Annotated in this window: 13 protein-coding genes; 5 read left to right on the top strand and 8 right to left on the bottom strand. The window is 45.5% G+C overall.

Annotated features, from left to right (window positions below; translation table 11 throughout):
* Window positions 1–10: 10 nt before the first annotated feature.
* Window positions 11–220 (bottom strand): DUF3565 domain-containing protein, encoded by a 210-nt coding sequence (locus V144x_RS20970; protein WP_144987818.1) that lies wholly within the window; start codon window positions 218–220, stop codon window positions 11–13.
* A 149-nt stretch (window positions 221–369) separates the two neighbouring features.
* Window positions 370–3,786: a serine hydrolase gene (locus V144x_RS20965; RefSeq protein WP_144987816.1), complete on the bottom strand. Its 3,417-nt coding sequence runs from the start codon at window positions 3,784–3,786 to the stop codon at window positions 370–372.
* 603 nt (window positions 3,787–4,389) lie between these two features.
* Here V144x_RS20965 and tal point away from each other — a divergent pair.
* Window positions 4,390–5,475, top strand: coding sequence for a transaldolase (tal, locus tag V144x_RS20960; protein WP_144987814.1), 1,086 nt, complete (start codon window positions 4,390–4,392; stop codon window positions 5,473–5,475).
* A gap of 20 nt (window positions 5,476–5,495) precedes the next feature.
* Here the strand turns inward: tal and V144x_RS20955 are convergent, their stop codons facing one another.
* The 4 genes from V144x_RS20955 to V144x_RS20940 all read right to left on the bottom strand — a co-directional run bounded on the left by V144x_RS20955 (window position 5,496) and on the right by V144x_RS20940 (window position 12,964).
* Complete coding sequence (locus V144x_RS20955; RefSeq protein WP_144987812.1) at window positions 5,496–7,049, bottom strand: sulfatase family protein; 1,554 nt, start codon at window positions 7,047–7,049, stop codon at window positions 5,496–5,498.
* A gap of 216 nt (window positions 7,050–7,265) precedes the next feature.
* A complete protein-coding gene (locus V144x_RS20950) occupies window positions 7,266–9,266 on the bottom strand; it encodes a CehA/McbA family metallohydrolase (protein WP_144987810.1) in 2,001 nt (666 codons plus the stop codon).
* A gap of 903 nt (window positions 9,267–10,169) precedes the next feature.
* Entirely contained in the window at window positions 10,170–11,006 is an 837-nt protein-coding gene (locus tag V144x_RS20945) for a sterol desaturase family protein (RefSeq protein WP_144987808.1), read from the bottom strand.
* 140 nt (window positions 11,007–11,146) lie between these two features.
* Window positions 11,147–12,964, bottom strand: coding sequence for a flagellar basal body P-ring protein FlgI (locus V144x_RS20940; protein WP_144987806.1), 1,818 nt, complete (start codon window positions 12,962–12,964; stop codon window positions 11,147–11,149).
* A 318-nt stretch (window positions 12,965–13,282) separates the two neighbouring features.
* On the opposite strand from V144x_RS20940, the gene V144x_RS20935 reads away from it, so the two are divergent.
* Both V144x_RS20935 and V144x_RS20930 read left to right on the top strand, forming a co-directional pair.
* The gene (locus V144x_RS20935; protein ID WP_197998558.1) at window positions 13,283–14,539 is read left to right on the top strand and encodes an ArnT family glycosyltransferase; all 1,257 of its coding nucleotides are present in this window, start codon (window positions 13,283–13,285) and stop codon (window positions 14,537–14,539) included.
* 29 nt (window positions 14,540–14,568) lie between these two features.
* On the top strand, window positions 14,569–17,880 hold the full coding sequence (locus tag V144x_RS20930) for a hypothetical protein (protein WP_144987802.1): 3,312 nt from the start codon (window positions 14,569–14,571) through the stop codon (window positions 17,878–17,880).
* Window positions 17,881–17,928: 48 nt separating this feature from the next.
* Here V144x_RS20930 and V144x_RS28500 read toward each other — a convergent pair whose 3' ends face one another.
* Entirely contained in the window at window positions 17,929–18,102 is a 174-nt protein-coding gene (locus V144x_RS28500; RefSeq protein WP_197993063.1) for a hypothetical protein, read from the bottom strand.
* A 75-nt stretch (window positions 18,103–18,177) separates the two neighbouring features.
* On the bottom strand, window positions 18,178–18,735 hold the full coding sequence (locus V144x_RS20925; protein WP_144987800.1) for a TadE/TadG family type IV pilus assembly protein: 558 nt from the start codon (window positions 18,733–18,735) through the stop codon (window positions 18,178–18,180).
* Window positions 18,736–19,019: 284 nt separating this feature from the next.
* On the opposite strand from V144x_RS20925, the gene V144x_RS20920 reads away from it, so the two are divergent.
* Together V144x_RS20920 and V144x_RS20915 are read left to right on the top strand one after the other, a co-directional pair.
* Window positions 19,020–19,556, top strand: coding sequence for a TadE/TadG family type IV pilus assembly protein (locus V144x_RS20920; RefSeq protein ID WP_144987798.1), 537 nt, complete (start codon window positions 19,020–19,022; stop codon window positions 19,554–19,556).
* 61 nt (window positions 19,557–19,617) lie between these two features.
* Window positions 19,618–20,178, top strand: coding sequence for a TadE/TadG family type IV pilus assembly protein (locus V144x_RS20915; RefSeq protein WP_144987797.1), 561 nt, complete (start codon window positions 19,618–19,620; stop codon window positions 20,176–20,178).
* Window positions 20,179–20,404 lie beyond the last annotated feature (226 nt).

The raw sequence follows: 20,404 nt of genomic DNA, 5'->3' as shown, positions 1-20,404 counted from the left end.
GTTTCGCGAGTTATGGCCGTTCGTCCTTTGGTGCACGTTCATCGCACTTTTTACACTCAAGTTGATGTCCCAACATGGAAGTACGACCGGATTCTGATGTAACCCATTCACGAACAATCATGGGGGGATCATGACGGACGTGCTGATTGTGCCCACAATCTAATTGCGCTACCCAGTGTCCCTCGCCATCAGTGTGGTAGCCGATGATTGGTTGCAACACTAATTACTCCATGTTTAAAAAATTCCAGGGTCACTTTTACTACCACTAAAGACACGAAAAGCACGAAATCTCGAAGCATTGAATTTTAATTTCGTGTCTTTAGTGTATTTCGTGATAGATCATCAACCAGAATCAGTTTCCAGTTGACATCAATCAATTTCTTCAAAGGTCTGATTTCCGATGCGATATTTTTTCCAATCCTTGAAATCGAAGTGCCACCATTCAAATTCGTAGACTGTGAAATCTTCTGCTTCCATGGTCTGACGCAGTAATTGTCGGTACCAGCGCTGGCGAGACGTTCCTCCGGGATACAGTGGAAAAGAACGTGGTGAAAATTCATCATAGCCGGCAACCATCTGGATTGGTTTGCCTGTCTTGAGATCATAAAGCGTCAGGTCTACTGCACAGCCACGGTTGTGACGAGAACCATGAGCGGGATTGGCGACAAAGTCTTTAAGTTCAGATGGCGTCGCGTCCCAGAACATTTTTGTGACGTGCCAGGGGCGATAGGCGTCATGGATCAACAGGCCGAGACCTCGTTTTTTGAGCCGTGCGTTTGCCCGGACGACTGCTTCGGCGGCAGGACGCTGCATGAAGGACCGTGGTTGTTTGTAGAAGACGGCACCGGTGAAGTTGTTTTTTGTGGCATAGCGAATATCGAGCTTGATGGTGGGGTCAAGAGTTGTCAGATCGACCAGATCAGGCTGTCGATAATTTCCGGGTTCGGGTGGTGGAGATGCGGCGAGTGCCGCTGCGCGGAGATCATCGATCGGTTTGACGGGTATAATACGAAAGGTTTCACCATCTTTGGTACCGACTTCACGACGCAGAAATTTCACCTCGGCAGCAACGACCTCAGTCGCAATGTCATCTTCACCACGAGTAAATTTCAGACCTTCACCATGGTACAGGCCGTAGTCGGGAAACGTGAATGTGTTGAGGTCGACCTGCTTCAAGGGGTAATAATAGAACCATTCGATCAACGCGTACAACTGGCCTTCGTCTTCAAAGATATACAAAGTATTGTGATCCCAGCCATATTCACCAATCAATCCTTTCCAGTCTGTGGGAATTTGTGGTGGTGGTGAGTCTGGTACTCGATCGTATTTTGCTTTACCAACCTTGAGGACATCCTTGTTTTCCAATTGCACTTTGGTGCCAAAGCCGAACGAATCATCTGTTACAATCGTACCGTCATCGGCGGCAGAACGGAGTTCGTAGCGATAGGAGCCGCGGTGCATAAAAACATCGCCGTTTAGCTCTGTGATGCGAGTAAACTTGTTTTCTTTTTCATTTCGGTAGAGGCCAACCAGCTCTTCTGCACGTTCTGCAGGAATGGGGCCAGTCATGCGGTAAACCGGAAGTGGTTTACCATCTTGAGTGGCGATCATCAATCGCAGCGCATAATTAGTCAGCCGACTGACAACCCCGTTTGTCCCATCCAGTGAAGAGACGGCGGCAACACCTATCTTCCGCTTGGGTAATGCTTCCAATTGTGTGGAAAAGCCGTAGACCGCACCACCGTGACCGACTTTAGCGTATCCATCCAGGTCCTGGATACGAAACCCAATACCATAACTTAGCGGTTTGCCATCGGGGTCTTTCTGCGGTGAGATCATCGATTGATACGTATCTTGTTTTAGAATTTGACCATGGTCAATTTGCCCTTCGTTGAACATACAGGTCAGAAATTTTCCTAGATCCACAACATTTGAGTACAGGTTGCCTGCCGGTCCCGTACCGAGGAGAAAGTTCGGTGCTACGAAGCGTCGGCCATCATTGGTTCGCATCCAGCCTGTGGCGAGATGTTTTTTGACGGTGGGAGTTACTGTGAATCCACTATGATTCATCTGTAGAGGATCGAGTATTTTTTGGCGAACCTGTTCGGCGTGAGAGAGATCAAGTTGTTTTTCTAACACGGCACCAACCACGGCAATCGCTGCATTCGAATACTTCGTTTTTGTGTCTGGTTTGTAGACAAGTGGTGTGCTGTTGAGACTGGCAACGGTGTCTGCCAGCGTTGGTTCTGTAGGATCGAAGTAGTTCCCGACCGGTGATTCACGAACCAGGCCGGAACGATGTGTCATGAGTTGGCGAAGTGAAATGTTGATCCCATCCGGATTGATCGGTTTAAAATCGGGAAGATAGGTCTGGACGTTGGTGTCCAGGTCGAGAGTCCCATCTTCAACGAGTTGCATGACTGTCACATCGGTGAAGAGTTTCGAAACAGAACCGACCCGGTAGACCGTTTCCGCTGTGGCAGGGACTTTACGGTCCTTATCTTGAAAGCCAAATCCCTCTGCCCAGACCAGTTTATCGTCGTCAACGAGCGAAATGGAAAATGCAGGAATTTGCTTCTGTTCGACTTCGTGTCGTATCGCAGCCTTCAAGCGATCAATTGCGCTCATGTAGTCGGAACTTTTTTTTTCATCTGTAGCCTTTGATGAGACGGTATTGGCTATGTTTCTAGCGAGCGACAGTAACGGAACTTTTTGTAGATTACACATGATAGCAACTGAGGTGCCTGTCGCTGGGATAAGAAACAGGACTGTCGATGTTCCTGCCTGCCCACCTGTGTGCCAAACATGTTTTTGACCGGAACGTGAGGTCACCTTCCATCCCAGTCCATATCCAGTATGATTCGCAGCAGTTGTTTTCTGGCTTGTCCACATCTGCTGCAACGTTTTCGGTTTGACAAGCTTTCCTGTATTCAGCGCAATTGCGAATCTTACTAAATCAGATGAAGTTGATAAGAGCCCACCGCCGGGGATCTTCATGCTGGTGTCATGAAGTGGTGCATTATATAGATTACCTGCTTTAAGGTATTTTGAGGTGTTTCGCATCAACAACGAGATTGCTGTCGGGCGGATGTAGCCTCGTGATCGGTTTGGAATAATTGCATACTGATTGTCGACCACTGTCTGCTGCATTCCCGCTGGGCGGAAGACACGCTGCTTGAGGACTTGAGAGAACTCTTTTTCTGATGCGCCTTCGCAAATGCTGCCCAGCAGGTTATAGCCAAATGTGGTATAGAGAAATTGACTCCCTGGCTGATGTCGTAACGGGTCGTCTTTGAATGTTGCGAGTGCGGACTGCAATGTGAAGTAGTGATCTGTCGAAACAGGCTCTCTCACATTCTTATAGTGGCGTACTCCTCCTAAATGTCCCAATAGTTGTCGTGTTGTGATGGGCCAACGTTTTTTGGGAAACTCCGGACAATATTTTTGTACGTCTGCGTCGAGATCGATCAAACCCTCTTCAGCCAACGACATGACAGCAACAGCGGTTATCGATTTGGCAATGGACGCGGTGCGGTAACGTGTCTCTGTGGTGGCAGGGACCGAGTTTTCGACGTCAGCCTGTCCGAAACCACCTGAGAAAAGTAACTGATTATCCACTGCAATCGCGATAGACAAGCCTGGGATGCCCTTGTCATCGACCAGTTTTTTGATTTGCTTTTCTACTGATGTTAGGATCTGAGCTGGTAGTTTTGGTTCCTCTGCATGAGCACAGGTAATCAGACCAAGTAAGATAATGATAAGAACAAGTTGCTGGAAGATTTTCATTGTAACCTCATTCGATGTTGATCAGTCATTGGCACGTGCAGGCTACACGTGGCATGTTCGTATTTGTTGGATTCAGGTTCTTTTATCAGAGTGTGGATGATCCTCTTTGACAGATTGTTTCTAAAATGCAGTCGTTCGCCTCAATACATTCAATGAAGCAGAATGTGTTTAATTAACAATTGTACCCTGTTATCGTAAATTGCTTGAACTTTAGAGTCAAACATGAATCACAAAAGGGATGACATTCGATCGTGATCATAGAACACCCCCTGAATGGTCAGAAAAAAGGGCTGAGCAAATCTGGTTTCAGCATCTGTTGAAAATCTTCGAGTTTGATGAGTCTTTTGAATTTTCTGAATTGGAGAGGCAAGCCTCAACCTGAAAGCGTGATTATTCAGAGTCGGGATTGCTTGTTTCCTGACTCTATTAAATTTATTTAATAAGGAGCTTTAGTTGTGGTCGTATCACGATACAACTTTCAATCAAAGATCCACACAATTCGAAACATCCCTTCCATTGGTAACCAGATTTAACGACAATGCGTTCTCGATAATCCGTTCTGAAATTTACATAGAATTCACCGACCCATTCGGAGGTAATACCATGAAAGCAACACAAGAACTCAACAATCTCGGGCAAAGTCTGTGGCTTGACAATATTACACGCGACCTGCTCAATAATGGGACACTCCAACGGTATATCGACGAACTTTCGACAACCGGTTTGACCTCAAACCCTACGATCTTTCATCAGGCAATCAAAAACAGCCAGTCTTACGACAGCGCAATCCAGACAAAGTTCAAAAACGGTGAGAGGGGTGAGCAGCTCTTTTTTGAGGTTGCCCTTGAAGATATCACGCAGGCGGCGGATTTGTTTCGACCGGTCTGGGATAAAACAGACGGAGTTGATGGGTGGGTCTCGTTGGAAGTTTCCCCTCTACTTGCTTATGACACGGAAAGCACTTTAGCGGCTGCGAAAGATTTACATGCTCGCGCAGGACGTCCCAATGTGTTGATCAAAATTCCTGGCACGAAAGAAGGACTTCCGGCAATTGAAGAAGCCACGTTCGCGGGAATTCCCGTCAATGTAACACTCCTGTTTTCAAGCGAGCACTTTGTGGAAGCCGCTGAAGCCTTTTTGAGAGGCGTTGAACGACGGATTGAAGCAGGATTGAATCCTGCCGTCGGTTCTGTTGCTTCCTTGTTTATCAGCCGCTGGGATCGTGCTGTTGTCGATCAGGTTCCTGATTCGCTGCATAATCGGTTAGGAGTTACCGTCGGTAAACGGGCCTACAAGGCGTATCAAGACTTGCTGAATTCCCCGCGATGGCAGCGCGCATTGAATTCCGGTGCCCGCCCACAACGATTACTCTGGGCAAGTACAGGAATGAAAGACCCTAACGCGTCTGATATTCTCTATATCACGTCACTCGCATCGCCTTTTACCGTGAATACAATGCCTGAGAACACATTGAACGCGTTTGCCGATCATGGTGAGGTTGGACCCGCTCTGCCTGCAGACGGCGGTGACTGTGAAGACGTGCTCAATGAATTTGAAAAAGCGGGCATCGACGTTCAGGCCCTGGCAGCTAAGCTTCAGGAAGATGGTGCCGAGTCATTCGTGAAGTCCTGGAATGAACTGATGGAAGTGATTATCGCCAAAAGCGAATCATTGGCGAACGTCGATTGACAAATTTTTATGTTCAGACATCAACGAACTGGAGCACTGCGACCACTTTTTTTGAACTGCTCAAGTTGATTCTTTAATTTCTTGACGACTTCGGGATGCTTGAAGTACAAATTTGTCGTCTCGCCTGGATCACTCTTCATATTGTAGAGTTGTCCCGGCGCGTCAGGAGTTTTGTCGGGCAAATTGAATCGTTTCAACTTTCCTCTACCGTAGTTATTTCCCCCGGACCCTTTGTGATCGAGATACTTCCAGTCACCATTTCGAATCGCTAACTTCAGACTCATGGTCTGGTGTAATGTGAAATCACGGACATCCTCTTTAGTCTTGCCTAACAGAATTGGCAGAATATTGAAGCTGTCTTCGGCAGCGTCATTCGGTAACCTGGTGTCAACAATCGCAGCGCAAGTGGCCATCATATCGGTCAGACACACGGTTTGATCGCTGATTGAACCTGCCTCTACTTTTCCTGGCCAACGAACAATCATGGGAACGCGATGTCCCCCCTCCCAATTATCACGTTTCATGCCCCGCCACGGTCGCGCTCCGTTGTGTTGATGTTTTTCGCGCATATTGATCACGGTGCCTACTTCGGGGCCATTATCACTAGTTACGATGACGAGTGTGTTCTCAGTCAGTCCAAGTGATTCGAGCTTTTGAAGCAACTGTCCCACAATATCATCGAATTCAAAGATAAAGTCCCCATGAGGTCCTGCTTGAGTCTTGCCATGAAAGTCTTTTCCGGGGAATGAGGGAAGATGTACCGCTTGCAGTGAGTGAAAAAGAAAAAAGGGTTTCTCCGGATATTCTTTGCTGTGCTTGTCTAGAAATTCCAGACTCTTTTTCAGAAAGACCATGTCCACTTCTTCATGGTCAAAATCAGGGGCAATCAATCCCTGACGACAGTCAAATGACCATGCGTGCTTAGGTAGACTGGATTTATCGAGCAATCTGGTAGGTGGTACCGGAATGCGGTCACCGTCCATGAAGGCATACAACCAGTCTGTCGTCGGGCAGCAGACCGTCCCAAAAAAGTGATCAAAACCTCGGTGAATTGGCGCATCAAGTACGGCCCGTGAATAATCAATTCGCCTGACGGCTTCCACACCAGGATTGATTTTAATTGTGTGATCAGTATTTTGAGCAGGTTGCCTGGCATGGATCATTTTCCCATTCTTGTCCAAAAACGTCATGCCAATGTGCCATTTCCCAAACATCGCAGTCTCGTATCCTTTATCACGCAACATGCCGGGAAGCGTCAAGCGATCCTTGGCAATCAAGCAAGGTCCGCCCACGCCGGTAAAGACACCGGGGTAATTCAGGCGGAACGCCATTTGTCCCGTCATGATGCTATAACGGGTCGGCGTACAGACAGTCGAGGGACTGTGAGCGTCAGTGAAACGCATGCCATCGACGGCGAGTTGATCGAGGTAGGGCGTCGGAACTTTTGATTCTGAGTTGTAACATGCGACATCGCCGTAGCCTAAATCATCCGCAAGGATGAAGACAATGTTCGGTTTCGTCGCTGCATGAACGGACGAAGTAAACAACAGGCATAACAGAATTCCAATTCTCATCACGCTTCTCCTCGATAACATTTAACCCAGCCGACAACAATGATACTAATGCGGAAAAATTTCAAGGGGCTTGGTTTTATTGTTGTTTACTGCGAGTGCCTTCATTCGTGAAGGAAGTTTCTCTCCTTTCTACTAGATGGTAGCTGATACAATCCTCTGGCACAAATTATTTCTATTCCGAGTAAAGTCTACAATAGATTGATTTCTGAATTGATTCTAATCAGAAGTCTGCTTGAGTAGATCCTTGACGTGCAGGAGTACGGCTGAATCTGCCTTGACCGTTTCTGAGTCAAGCAATGTTTTTTGCTGAGCCGGTGTGAGTTTTGTATCCTGGCTTGTAAATTTTGTGATCAGTCTCTTGGCAGTATCGCGAGGTGCGCTATATTTTTTGTCTCCATTGACGTCCAGGTAAATTGGGTTTGTGATTGCCTGTGTCGCTTTGCCGTAGGTTGTCCAACCGGGCAATGTGATGCCGTCTCCCAGGACAAATGCTATGATGTGTGCGTCATGAGCAGGTAAATCAAGTAAGAATGTGAGCGTTTGATTGGTGGGCTGATTCATTTTCGAATCAATATTTTTGTGTGCGACTTGTTTCCCATTCACGTAGATCATGGCTTCACGAGGACGGACCCAAGAAGGTGCGGCGACTCGTAAACTGGCAGTGAATTTTTGGTTATCACGATGCTCAGTCACTGTTGTGGCTGGAACAAGATCTCCCATGTTGTACTGTTTGGCTAGAGTCAAATTTGCAAAAATGCCCGCTGCCACTGACGCGCGCCCTTCTGTGAATGCGCGATAAATCTCTTTGCGATCGATTTGAGAAACGTCATCAGTGTGACTCTTGAGATACGTTCGCGCTTGTCCGACCGGGTCATTGACTGTGTGAGAATCAGTGGCGCCTACAGCCGTGAGCCTCAATCCCCGATTCAGTAATGTCATCCAATCTTCGAGGGCGTAGAAAAAATCAGGGGTTTCATTTGCAGGCTGTGCGACTTCAAAACCGTCGAAGTTAAATGCAGGTCCATCAATCCGACTACCTGTGCTACGGCTAAAGCGAAATCGACCGAAGGGGCCTTTCGGTATCGTGGGCCAATAGGGATGATTTAGAATCACGACTTCGGCCCCTTTGTTTCGCATATCGGCGATCAGCTCAGACCAGTCTTCTTTTTTCAGAAAGAGTGGATTGCGGCCTTTTACACCTCCGGGAACTGCTTTAGAGGGATCGAGTGGAAACGCGGTAAAATGACCATTATGAGTTGTGACTTCATCGCCGGAGATTGCGTGGAAATGAGCGTTAGTGCCCGATTGTTTTTGATATGGCGTATAATCGGATATGTGATTGTGATCGGTGGCAATAGCGACTTCAATTCCTTCGCCGGCAATTGTAATCATGCGTTCGGCGTAGGTGGCATTTCCGTGGCCACTACCAGGTAAAGTATGAATATGGCTATCACAGGCAACAAAACCTGTTGTGTCGACTTCGCGTGAAATCACTAATGTGTGACTCTCAGGCTTTAGGCTTTCGACTACAATTGGCTGCTTGGCCACTCCCCATTCCATCCCGCGCGTTGCATAGAGCGTGTACTTTCCCGGCGGCAAATCAAATGACTCACCGGTTCCCAGTGTGTAGAGAATACCGGGCCGCACAGCGTTTGTTGGCCTGCGTACGTTATAGAGTTTTGCGAGTTGTCCCAGATGATTCACAATGGTAATGCGCGCGGGGACAGGCTGTCCCTCTTCCGTGTTTACTTTTACGGAAATCGTTTGCAGCTTAAGTGCCTGTTTTAAAGGGTAGGGTTGCAATTCGAAATTGCGTAACACTGCTGGCTGTCCTCGACCAGTCACTGCCAGTGTGTTCTCACCCTCTTTGAGAACATTGGGAGGGACAGCGAAACCGATTCGGTGAAATCCATCGTTTTTTTTGTTTGAACCGACCTGGGGAGTGTGTGCTTCAAGTCGTCCAAGCGTTTTACCGTTGAGATTGACGCTCCAATACCCACCCGAGCTTTGTTTCTTTAGATCTTGCTCCAAGAGGAATGTGAACTCGGTCGGATTGTTCCTGGCGGAAAACGTTTTTTGATATGTGAGTTTGCCTTTTATCTCGTGTGATTCACGATCAATGACGATCGACTTCTCTGCAGCTTCTAAAGTGCCTGTGATATTAGTAACTCCACAGGCAGCTAGCAGAATGAGCGCCCCAATACGGCAAATATCCATTTGCTGGACTCCTTTAGGTGTTGGATCATTTTCAAAGCTGATAGTACAAATAGATGTTTTTAACGTTACTTGGGGGTGAGTATTTTGAAAGTCTGATTTTAGATTTTATGGGAGAATCTTAGCTTATCACAAATGGGGAACATAGAGGATTGATAGAGATCATCGACTTCTCTCGTTTAATTAATGTTTGATATAGAATTATAGGTATTCGATTTTTCGAGACAAGGTAACAGAAACACAACCATTCAACACAGACGCTCAAAATGATCGATAGAAATTGGCACGATACGGCAGGAACATCGTTTGTATATGAAAAGACACATTGCTTCTTAATGTTTATCTTAGGTTGATGCGATCATACCTAATACAATCTGGGAGCACAAATTGGTTCTGCTATGAGTGTATTGTTACTTAGATCTATTGGACCGGCGGCTGGCGCCATTCCGCTCAGGCAGGTTAAACACAAGTGGTGATTGTTTTGCCACTTTGATTTGTTGTTGGGGAGAAAGCAATAGTGATCATCGTGAAGATGTTTATGCGCGTTAATGTCTCAGTTTGTGACAATCGAGGCATCAATTCGCAGTATTTTGATGATTTGAGGTGCGTGATGAATAGTACTCATATGGAACTACTATGGCTGAAGAGACACAAAAATGCCGCAAACATAGTGGGTTTTATACTGTTTTCTTTGGCACCTGCTGAAGTGTTTCCTATCAGAAAAAATTTCCCACGCGCGCGCGACGCAAGTGAATTAGTTTAGGAAAGGAAACGGCTGAGTCAAGATCTGAAAAATACTTTGTTTTCAGCGATAAAATTCGTGTTTTAATTGGCACGATACGGTCAAGTTTGTTTGTTTTCTGGATTGATTAGCGAAGTAAGATGAACATCGCTAACCATGGCGATTTATTTTTTATGATCTTGGTCTTGTGTTTTTGGTTTCTTGCTCAAGAATGGAGTTTTCCACATTCCGAATAGAGTTTGCCAGTGCCACTGTTCATAGTCACTCAAGCCGAAGCGAATGTTTTCAAGATCATGACGCATGCGAAATGTACCAGCGAGGCGATCCCAGATTGAAAAGACGGTTGAATAATTGGAGTTGGTTTCTTCGGGCAATTGGGAGTGATGTATTTTATGCATATCAGGAGTCACGAAAATCCACCTCAAAATACGATCCACTTTGCCAATCGAAATGTTGGCGTGATGAAATTGAGTGGATAAGAACACCAGCAAGCCATAGAAAATGAATTGCCAGGCTTGTAAGCCTAGAAGTGGAATGAGTAAAAGACGAAACAGAGTCGAAAAAAATAACTCTCCCCAGTGAAAGCGGGTTGCCGTTGAAACATCCATATAAGGGTCACTGTGATGCATGCGATGGAATCGCCAGAAGAAGGGGATGCGGTGGTTCATCCAATGCCAACAGAATGTCCAGGCATCCAAAAGGAGCACCGCTATGATCGTCTTCCAGATGATTCCAAGGGAAGATTTATTAAGCAGCCCCCAATGGTGGTCCAGAGACCATTGGGAAACGGCTTCGATGGAAGTACCAAACAGTAACCCCAGCAGCAGGGGGTTTAAAATTGCTAAAACGATATTATGAAACGCGTGTTGATATCTTGTTTTTGTTTTGACTGGTTTAAAGGCAGCCCAACTTTCCCAAACCCAGAACAGTGCTAACAGTCCAATGGGTAAGATGCGGTAGATGATCGACAGGATCTGTAATTCTGAAAGTTCAGAGATCATGGGCGCATCTGATTGATAAAGAGAAATGACAGTCAGTCATATTTGTCTAAAATTTAGACTCATTCCGACATGGGATGAGATGAGAATTGTGAGTCACAAATTCATTTTGTCAGATGCAAGACACGGAAACAAGTGATAGATTATCGCGCGCGATAAGTGGCTTTAATTTTTCCCTGTTGTTGAAGTTCTCGTACAAAAGTCATTTGTTTGGGCTTGGGGATTTGCAAATGATGCATTAAAGCCAACAGATCATTCAGGCGACACGTTGTCGAAGAGGGCAAGGGAGTAATTTCCAAAACGAAGTCGCTGTATTCCAGTTTCGCTGGATCGAGAAGTACATTTCCTCTGGTTTGAATTTTAGATTTTGCAAAATCGATGACCACTTCGGGGGACTGATTTGCAGGAGACACTGGTTGTATGGGAATTGGCAGTGACTGTAGTTGTGTTACTAATTGATGAGCCAGTTGTTGATTAGAATTGGGAACGGATATCGAGATCATGCTGGATGAACGCAGGATCGCTTTGGAATGGATTGATGATTGTGATTGTAAAAATTGATTGATTCTTTGAGTGATCAATTGACTGATTTGAGGCTGACTATTAGAGGTGCTCAGAAAAAAATTGAGATGAGGTATCCCATTGTCAGAAATTAATTTTGGATTGAGATCTGTTAAGAACTGTGAACCTTTGGGGATGATACCCTGTGATTTCATACGGCTTTGATTTGTGAGCACAGGTCCCATTGCCATGGCGTCGGCATGTGTTTTTCGAGAGTCAACAGCGAGTAATGCAGTTGGCAGGAGATAACCACCACTGAGGTCTACATTTTTGTTAACAGCAGTGATGTAACATTCAAGATACTGTCCTTTCTTAACTCCTGTATTAGGGACATAAGCGATGATGGACACATTGGCAAGATTGCCGGCACGAATTGGATTTTTGATCTTTTTGAGATCAATATTCATAGCCTTTACTGAAGAATTCAATGCCTTAATGGCTTCTGCTGAATAGCTATGATCTCCTGTTCCGTTCAATCCAATGACCAGACCGGCTCCAGAGATTTTAATGATTTCAGCTGGTTGAAATTCTCCCAATTGGGATAACTTCATTTCCGGAGACATTCGTATTTCTTTTGGTAGAGAAAGTTCAGAGTGGATTTTCAATTCCGCCCTGTTTTTTCCGAGTATGGAGGCTTGAAAAATTGAATCGCCGAATACAGGAGTGACCTGGATCGTCTGGTGCAGAGTGCCACTTTGAATTGGGATACCGACGGTTTTGATCGTGACTCCCCGATATGAGGCTATAAGATGAATGGGACTTTTTTGTCGAACCAAGGGGGCTTGAGTGGGAAAATCTGGTCTCGGCTGTTGAGTCACCGTATAGCCGGCTGAAACAGTCTGTTGTTGCACAGGAGTGGTCATCGAAATTTGCTGGACTGTTTTGACATCTGTTGCAGATATGGTTGGTTGAACGGCAGGTTTGAAAGCGATTTGTCGAACCAGTTCCGCGTCAACACGGAGTAATTCTTCAATCAAGGACGTTCGTTGTTCCCTGGTTGTTTGTGAGAGCAATAGAATATTTAAAGCAGGTGGAGCAGTATCTAATTGATTTGAGGCTGTAACAAGATTGATTTGAGGAGGGGAATTCTCTGGTCGTGATTGGTCAAGCGTTTGATCATTGTTCGAGTGAGCTGCAGTCGCGGGACGTGTTAGCGATGACTGTGAAGGAAGGTCTATTTCTTCAGAGTCAGTTGTATCAATTTGGCTTTGATTCGTACCCGCAGGGAAATCCAGACTAAGGTCGGGAAAGTCCGACGGTTCAGAAAGGGCGACATCCAGCGTAGTTTCAGTAGTGTCCGATTTCCCTTCGAGAAAACCTTGAATCGATTGAGACAGAAAAAACATGGCCAGCGCAAACAGACCGATTCCTGTCAGGATTGAGAATTTAAAGTAGCGCATAGTTTCCCTTAGCCGTTAAAATAGGGCTTCGTGAAATGAATTAATTTGTGAAGGGATAATGATCTGAGAGAGGAGATGTGAGCACCTTATGAGAATCCCTTTTTTCTGTCAATATGGGACATTTGGATGAGGGGAAACCCTTTATGCTTGTTCCATGCATTACGTAATTTGTTCAGTTCGATGTTCCAGAATCTTTGAATAAGCGGTTGTCAATTTGAGATGATTCGCACCTTGAATTTGTGCGCAGTTATATTGGAATTGACCCTGATAGACGAGACGTCGTACTATTCCCACATTTCAAAAGTGGCTGGGGAAATAATGCCGCAAAAGAAACGGCTTAAATACTTATTATTATTCATTTTATTGATCTCCGCATTAATTCGATGTGGAATTGCGGTTTATGTACAGCGCCAGCTTGATCGGCAACTTGAACGTACCTATGTGATTGAAGGTGATGCAGACGGGTATTGGAAACTCGCTCAAACGATCCTTCATGGCGACGACTATACAATTTATACACCACCAAGACGTGTACTAAGGATGCCTGGATTTCCTGTATTCCTGGCGGGAGTCATGTCGGTCGTGGGAGAAGAGCATTTTCGTGTTCGACTGGTTCTCTTACTGACTGGCGTCATAGCATGTTTTGTTGTTTATTTACTGGGAAAAGAATTAGTCAATGAAGTCATTGGTGTGATTGCGGCGGCATTGGTTGCTGTCTCACCAGTGATGGCTGGGTTTAGTGTGTTGTTTTTAAGCGAGACCCTGTTTGCATTAGCAATGCTGATTTCATTATGGATCTTTGCCAAGTTATCAAAAATCGAATTTGGAGAAGAGCAGAGAGTTCGTGGGATTATGCTGTCACTGCTGGCAGGCATTTCACTGGCGATAGCCTGTTATGTTAGACCTAGCTGGTTGTTGGTTCTTCCCCTGGTTGTCGTTGCTTTGATCTGGAACGCAAAAAGGAATCGAACAGAGGCCATCAAGCGATGTCTATTTATGATACTGGGATTTGCAGTCATGCTGGCTCCCTGGACATATCGCAATTATCGAGTCACAGGTTACTTTGTGCCAACGACACTGTGGTTAGGTCCGAGTTTGTATGATGGGTTGAATGCACAGGCAACCGGTGATAGCGATATGACTTTTTTTGATCAAGAGAATGTGTTGAATACGATGAGTGAATACGAGATGAATCAGCACTATACACAACGGGCGATCGACTACGCCAGGCAGCACCCCGGTCATGTCTTCCAATTGATGGGAGCCAAACTGTTACGCTACTGGAAGCCTTGGCCGAATGCATCGCAATTTCAGTCGTGGTGGATGATGGCTGCCGTTTCGATCATTTTTATACCGGTTGTCTGCTTTGCCATTTATGGGGCATGGGTTTCACGCGATCAGTATTTATTGTTGCTGATCACATTAGGGCCGATTGTTTACTTTTCTTTGATACATCTGATTTTTGTCAGTTCGTTGCGCTACCGTCTACCTGCAGAGTACAGTTTATATATCTTGTCAGCGGTTGGTATTTATCAATTTTTCTTCAGTCAAACAGAAAGAAGTCAGTCCGGTTAACTGACCGGGTTTTATGATTTGTTGTTGATATGGTTGTTCGCAAAACATTTCAATGGTGTCTGCTGATCCTGATTTCGCTGGTCATTTCCGGCGGGAGTTATGGATACTATATGTGGATGCGCAGTGATGAAATTGTGCGAACCGGCATTCTGAAGAAAGTGCTGGAACAAATTCCCGATCTGATGATCGATATAGATCGTGCCCAATTTGATTTTCGGAGGCGAGTTCGGATTGAGGGATGTCGCGTACGTGTCCCCAGTCATCAAGATACGATCATTGATTTACCGGAAATCATAATCACACTAGATCAGGAAAAACTGGCACGACATCAAGTAATCGAAATTCAGAAAGTCGTTCTCAACAGACCACAGTTGGTTTTAGTTCGCATGCCAGATGGTACCTGGAATTGGGAAGGACTACCAGAGTTTATTAAGAGCGATAATCCTCTTCCAGAGCTGGTCATTGAACGTGGAAGTCTTTCCTTAAAATTTGAACAGGGAGCCGAAAGTGTTCCCACCGTAGTGACATTTCAAAACCTGGACTTGCGACTGATTCCATCGGGAACGACTCGCTTTGAAATCGAAGGACATACTTCAATTCCTCAAGCGGGGAAACTGGAAGTTGCCGGCTATTGGGATATAGCTTCAAAGATTGGCTCAATGGAAGGGACATGGAGCCAATTGGAAATCGGACCGAATCTGGTCCGAATGGCAACGGGAATCTCTCCGGAATTAGCGGCTAAGTTGAGGTCGGCCTTTCCTTCAATGAAACTTACACCCGATCAGTCCACAGGCATGTATGATCCGGGAGTGAGCGCGCAGATGGATATTCGATTCAATCTCTCAAAAGAGAAGCAAGATGAAACCCTGCAATTTCAGTTATTGGCGCATTTGCGTGAAGGGAAGCTCAAACATGCATTACTTCCATTTCCACTTCGAAATATCGCCGGCAAAGTGTATGTCAACAATCAAAGGTTACTGATTGAGAATCTTCAGGCGCATAATGGCGAAACCAGTTTTAATTTGGATGGGTACTATCGATTCTCCAGTCAATCTCTGGATCAAAACCCACCGGCAGTGCAAAGCGACTTTTCAATTCATGCCCGCAAACTTCTCGTTGATGCGCGACTCAGAAGTCGGTTGACGGGAGGGCTTGCGAGAACTTTTGACACGCTTCGTCCGAGTGGGAATATTGACCTGAAAGTCAATATGAGTCATCCAGGTGTGGGAAAATGGCGAATGCAAAATCTGGTTGTTTCTGCCAATGATGGTGAGATCATGCCGATTCATTTTCCTTATCGTGTTGACCATATCAAAGGAAAACTGACGCAGAGGGAGGCTGACACTCTCGAATTGAAATTTAGTGGGTTGGCGGGAAACAGGCCTGTTATTGCCAATGGTTATATTCAACATCCTGGACCTGCTTCTAAAATCGATATCACCATAGAAGTCGAACAGATCCCTATCGACGCCGCCGTAAGAGCCGCCTGTCCAGAGGGAATTAGAACAGTTCTCAATCAACTTGATCTTCAGGGAAAAGCGGATGCCGTTACTCGCTTGACACGTGAGCCGTTATTGAATCAGCCAATCCATCTTGACTTCCTCGCCAAGATGGACCATGGCGCTTTGCAGTATCGAGATTTTCCTTATCGAATTAGTGATCTTTCAGGCAGAGTCTTTTATTCCAGTAAAACCGGAAAAACTTCGTTTGATGAATTGAAAGGAACACATGGTAGTGCGCGTCTTTCTGGACGAGGTTCATATGCCCGATTTGATAAGGATGGAAAGTTAGCATTAAGTATCATCGCTGAAAATGCAACCTGCGACTCTAACTTGCGATTAGCACTTCCAGCATCATTACAGGAGCTTTGGGGGGAACTCTCGCCTACCGGAAAAATTGATCTCGAAACAGCCGTAATTTGGGAACGTGGAAAACCGGTGAAAATTACAATTCCCAAAGGAAGATGGCGATCCGGCAGCCTGATGGTGAAATCCTTTCCTTACCCAATGGAGATCTTAAACGCAAATTGGAACTATTCCGTCAACCCTAAAACACAGAACAGTGAAGTACGATTGACCTCGGTTTCCGGAAAACATGACGAAACTCAAATTCGCGTCGAGGAAGCGTTTGCTGAAGTCACTCCACAAGGGGACTGGCGGATTCTGTTAGAAAAGATGAGTGTTGATGACCTGACAACCGACCGGGCTTTTCAAGCGGCGCATCCTGAAGCGGTAGCGACTGCTCTGAATACATTGAATATACAGAGGCCGGTTTCAGTAACAGGGAAGGTCGAATTTCGAGGTTCACAGCAACCGGGGACAGCCGTAACGACTGCCTGGGACTTTGACACGTTTCTGGCAGAAAACACGATTACGGCTGGCGTCGATATCATGAAGGTTTATGGTAAAGTCCATTCAGAGGGAACCTGGGATGGAACCCATTTGAATTTAACAGGTGAAGTCGATTTGGATTCCGCAGTGATTCTCGATTATCATCTCACTGAGATTAAAGGGCCATTCGAAATCCATGATGACCAGTTGACCGTCGGTTCCAAACAAATCCGTAGAGATCAATTCCGGTCTGTCAGTCTGCCGCAAATTAAAGCAAAGCAGCCTATCACAGCTAAGGCAATTCGTGGCGTCTTGACCTGCATGGGAGACATCGCGTTAACTGAAGTGCCAACCTATAACATACAGCTTGAGCTGAACCGAGGACTACTGGAAGAGTATGCCGCACGTTATATGCCTGGGGAGTCTCAATTACGAGGCGTGATGAACGGGTGGATTCAACTCTGGGGACGTGGATCAAGCAAATCTGATATCAAAGGACAGGGGCAATTGCAGATCAGTCCGGCTGCGATTTATGAACTGCCTCCGATCGCTCAAATTTTCAAAGTGGTTCGACTGGCCCAACCCGACAAGACCGCCTTTGATTCCGCGTTCTGTGATTTTACCGTTTCCAACCAGACATTTTATCTGAAGTATATTGAGTTAAAGGGCAATGCCATCAGTCTGTATGGACAAGCGGGTGAAGCTCACTTTGACGGGCGCTTAAAAGTTGATCTGTTTTCTAAATTAACACGCCGGCAACTTCCATTGTCCGCAATTACACAGCTTATTGGTCATGCCACCAGTGGATGGATTCGTGTGGAATTGCGAGGGACAACTTCAAGCCCCATTGTGAATATCAAGTCGATTCCCTTGTTAGATGGCTCTTTAAAGAAGTTTCTGAATAACGTGATGCCCAACAGACCTGCGAATAGTCCGACAGGACGTTGGTCTCGACCTGGTCAATCTGGCACGCAACCGACCAGACGATTTCCGCTACGGTTTGCTCAGTAACGATGACTCTGGTTTGGGACAATCAGATTGCGATCTGATTGAATTGGCTTATTTCAATTTATCGCTGGATCGTTTTTTCGCGCTTTGAGAAATCTCTTCGGTTTCTTGCTTCGCTTTCTTTTTCCATCTGGAGAGAATGATGGTCAAGACAATCATCACACCAAGATAGGCCCCCAGGATCTTAAGCATCCAGAAAAAAATTCCGGTGGCAATTTCATTCATGAGAGAGGAAAACTTGCTATTCTGGCTGAAGTTGTAACCAGTAAAGGAGCGGCGGATTAGAAAATTGAGTTGCTATTACTCTAATCCGGTCATAGCGCTGATTTCAAGTTGTTTTCCCGAAAGCGTAAAGCCAAATGTTGATAAAAGATCAGGAATCGGGGTCGTGCCATTCGTATCAGTCAGGTTAAGGCAAACGGTTACTTTTATCTCAGTCAGGGCAGGAGCAGGACCAACGGGAGAACAGGGGATATCTGAGTTTCCAATCGTTTGTGTCAGGATTCCACTTCCATCTTCAATGACAACAAGCACATCTCCCTGTCCCGGTGCAGCTGGCTGTGCTCCGACATCCAGATTTAACGAGTTAATCGCCATATACTGTTGGATTAGATTGCCTACAGACGTTGTAGAAGCTCCTACCTTAGCTGCTTCTCGAGAGCCTTCAATTGCCGATGCAGTGATCGTTTGTTGCAGTAGGGAAAAGAATCCAAATTCAATAATCGCCAGAGAGAGAATCAGGATAATAGGAAACGCTAAGATAAATTCCAGTAATACGGAACCTCTTCGTTTCTTGGCTCTATGATGTTCTTGATTGAACTGATTATGAAACAATGATGGCTCCCTGGTGATTTCCATCTTACGTACTTCTAAATTCACAAGTGTTAACAATTGGAGACACTTGATTGACACTTGATAAGGTCAGTTATCATATTTCAAATCAACAGGATTTGAATATTGGCTCATGAGACCTTGAATTGAGACGAATTACACAGCTTGCCTCTTTTCTTGAATGAATCACTGGAGATCTGAGGCGTCTCTTGAGTAGGGAACGCAAATTGCTTGCCAAACTAGTATTGTAGCGAATAGATTAAGATAAATCGCCCCATATTTGAACCAGATACATAAAGTGGTGCCAGGCTGTGTTGAAAAACAGACGACAAATAAAGAAACGAACATCGCCACGTTCGGGTGTGGTAGTGCTGGAATTGATTCTGACAATGCCTGCCTTTGTGATCATTATGTTGGCCGTAGTTCAGATTTCACTGATCTATGTTGCCATCGAACAAACGGCTTACGCAAGTCGCTATGCCGCGAAGATTGCATCTGAAACACCATCTGCTTCTCTCAATGCCTTGAACACAGGACCGTTGAAGACACGTGTCGACAATGTACTTATAACAGGAGGACTACCAACAGGAAGTTGTCGGGTTGTTTTAGAACATAATGTTGGAGGGCCTGCCACAATTAATGATCCTGTAGTTGCTTTACCTAATTGTGACTGCGACCCACCTGTCACTGGGTTGCCTGTTGTCGTGGGAGCGCTCAATACGGAATCAGTTCGTACCACAGTTTGTGTGCTTTTGGATGGAAATGTCCCCGATTTTTTATCCAGTCTTGGCTTTTCAATTCAAGACTATTCTGTTGAGCATTCTACGACTTATTTATATGAACTTTAGACTGACTCAACAAACTACCGCAGAGCTTTCGATTTTACTTGCATAGACTGATACGTGACCCATGAAACGAATTCAATCAAAAACTGAACTTCATCACAATCGTCGCGGAATTGCCATCCTTTGGCTGGTGATTTGGGGATCTTTATTTCTGACTTTTTTCTGTGTTCTATTAGAAATAGCCACGCTGTGGCAGGCACAGGTTGAACTTAATAACGCGCTTGACTCAGCAACGTTGGCGGCAGTCAGAGAGTGGGATACAAGCGGGCTTGGCTCCACTGAGATTCCGAGAAATGTTGGAGTTGCTTACGCCGCTGCCAATCCAATACTTGGTACTCCGGTCGGACTTAATCCGAATTTTCAGCCTGTAAACCCTAATGGAAATGATTCCTTTAATGGGGATCTTGTATTTGGCGGATTAACTGCCTTAACTCGTCCTAATTCACTTGATCCAGCAGCATTGGCACCAGCAACATTTCCCGCTGTGAGAGCACAGATAACAGTCCCAGTACAAGGGTTTTGCAGTACATTGTTTGGGTTTTCATTTCTGAATGTATCTGCATCATCAATTGCTTACGTGAATACAGTTAACGGGCAGCCTGCTCTTGTCAGCGTCGGTCCATAAAATGTATCTGCATATCAACCGCTTATTTTGAGACTGGTAACGGACGAGTTGCACCCACCAGAATTTCTACGTTCGCATGTCTCTCGCTTTCTTTTTGTGTTTCGAGATTGAATTCAGTGAACACGCTCATCGTCCGAAATTGAATTCGTGTCTCGTATCAATTGTCGATTAGAACTTGTGAATATCATTTCTAAACGTAATGTACTATTCAAAGATGCACAGTATC

This window comes from Gimesia aquarii (genome assembly GCF_007748195.1).
GTDB lineage: Bacteria > Planctomycetota > Planctomycetia > Planctomycetales > Planctomycetaceae > Gimesia > Gimesia aquarii.
Note: the sequence above shows the minus strand (reverse complement) of the source record. Positions and strands in the feature narration are given on the sequence as shown.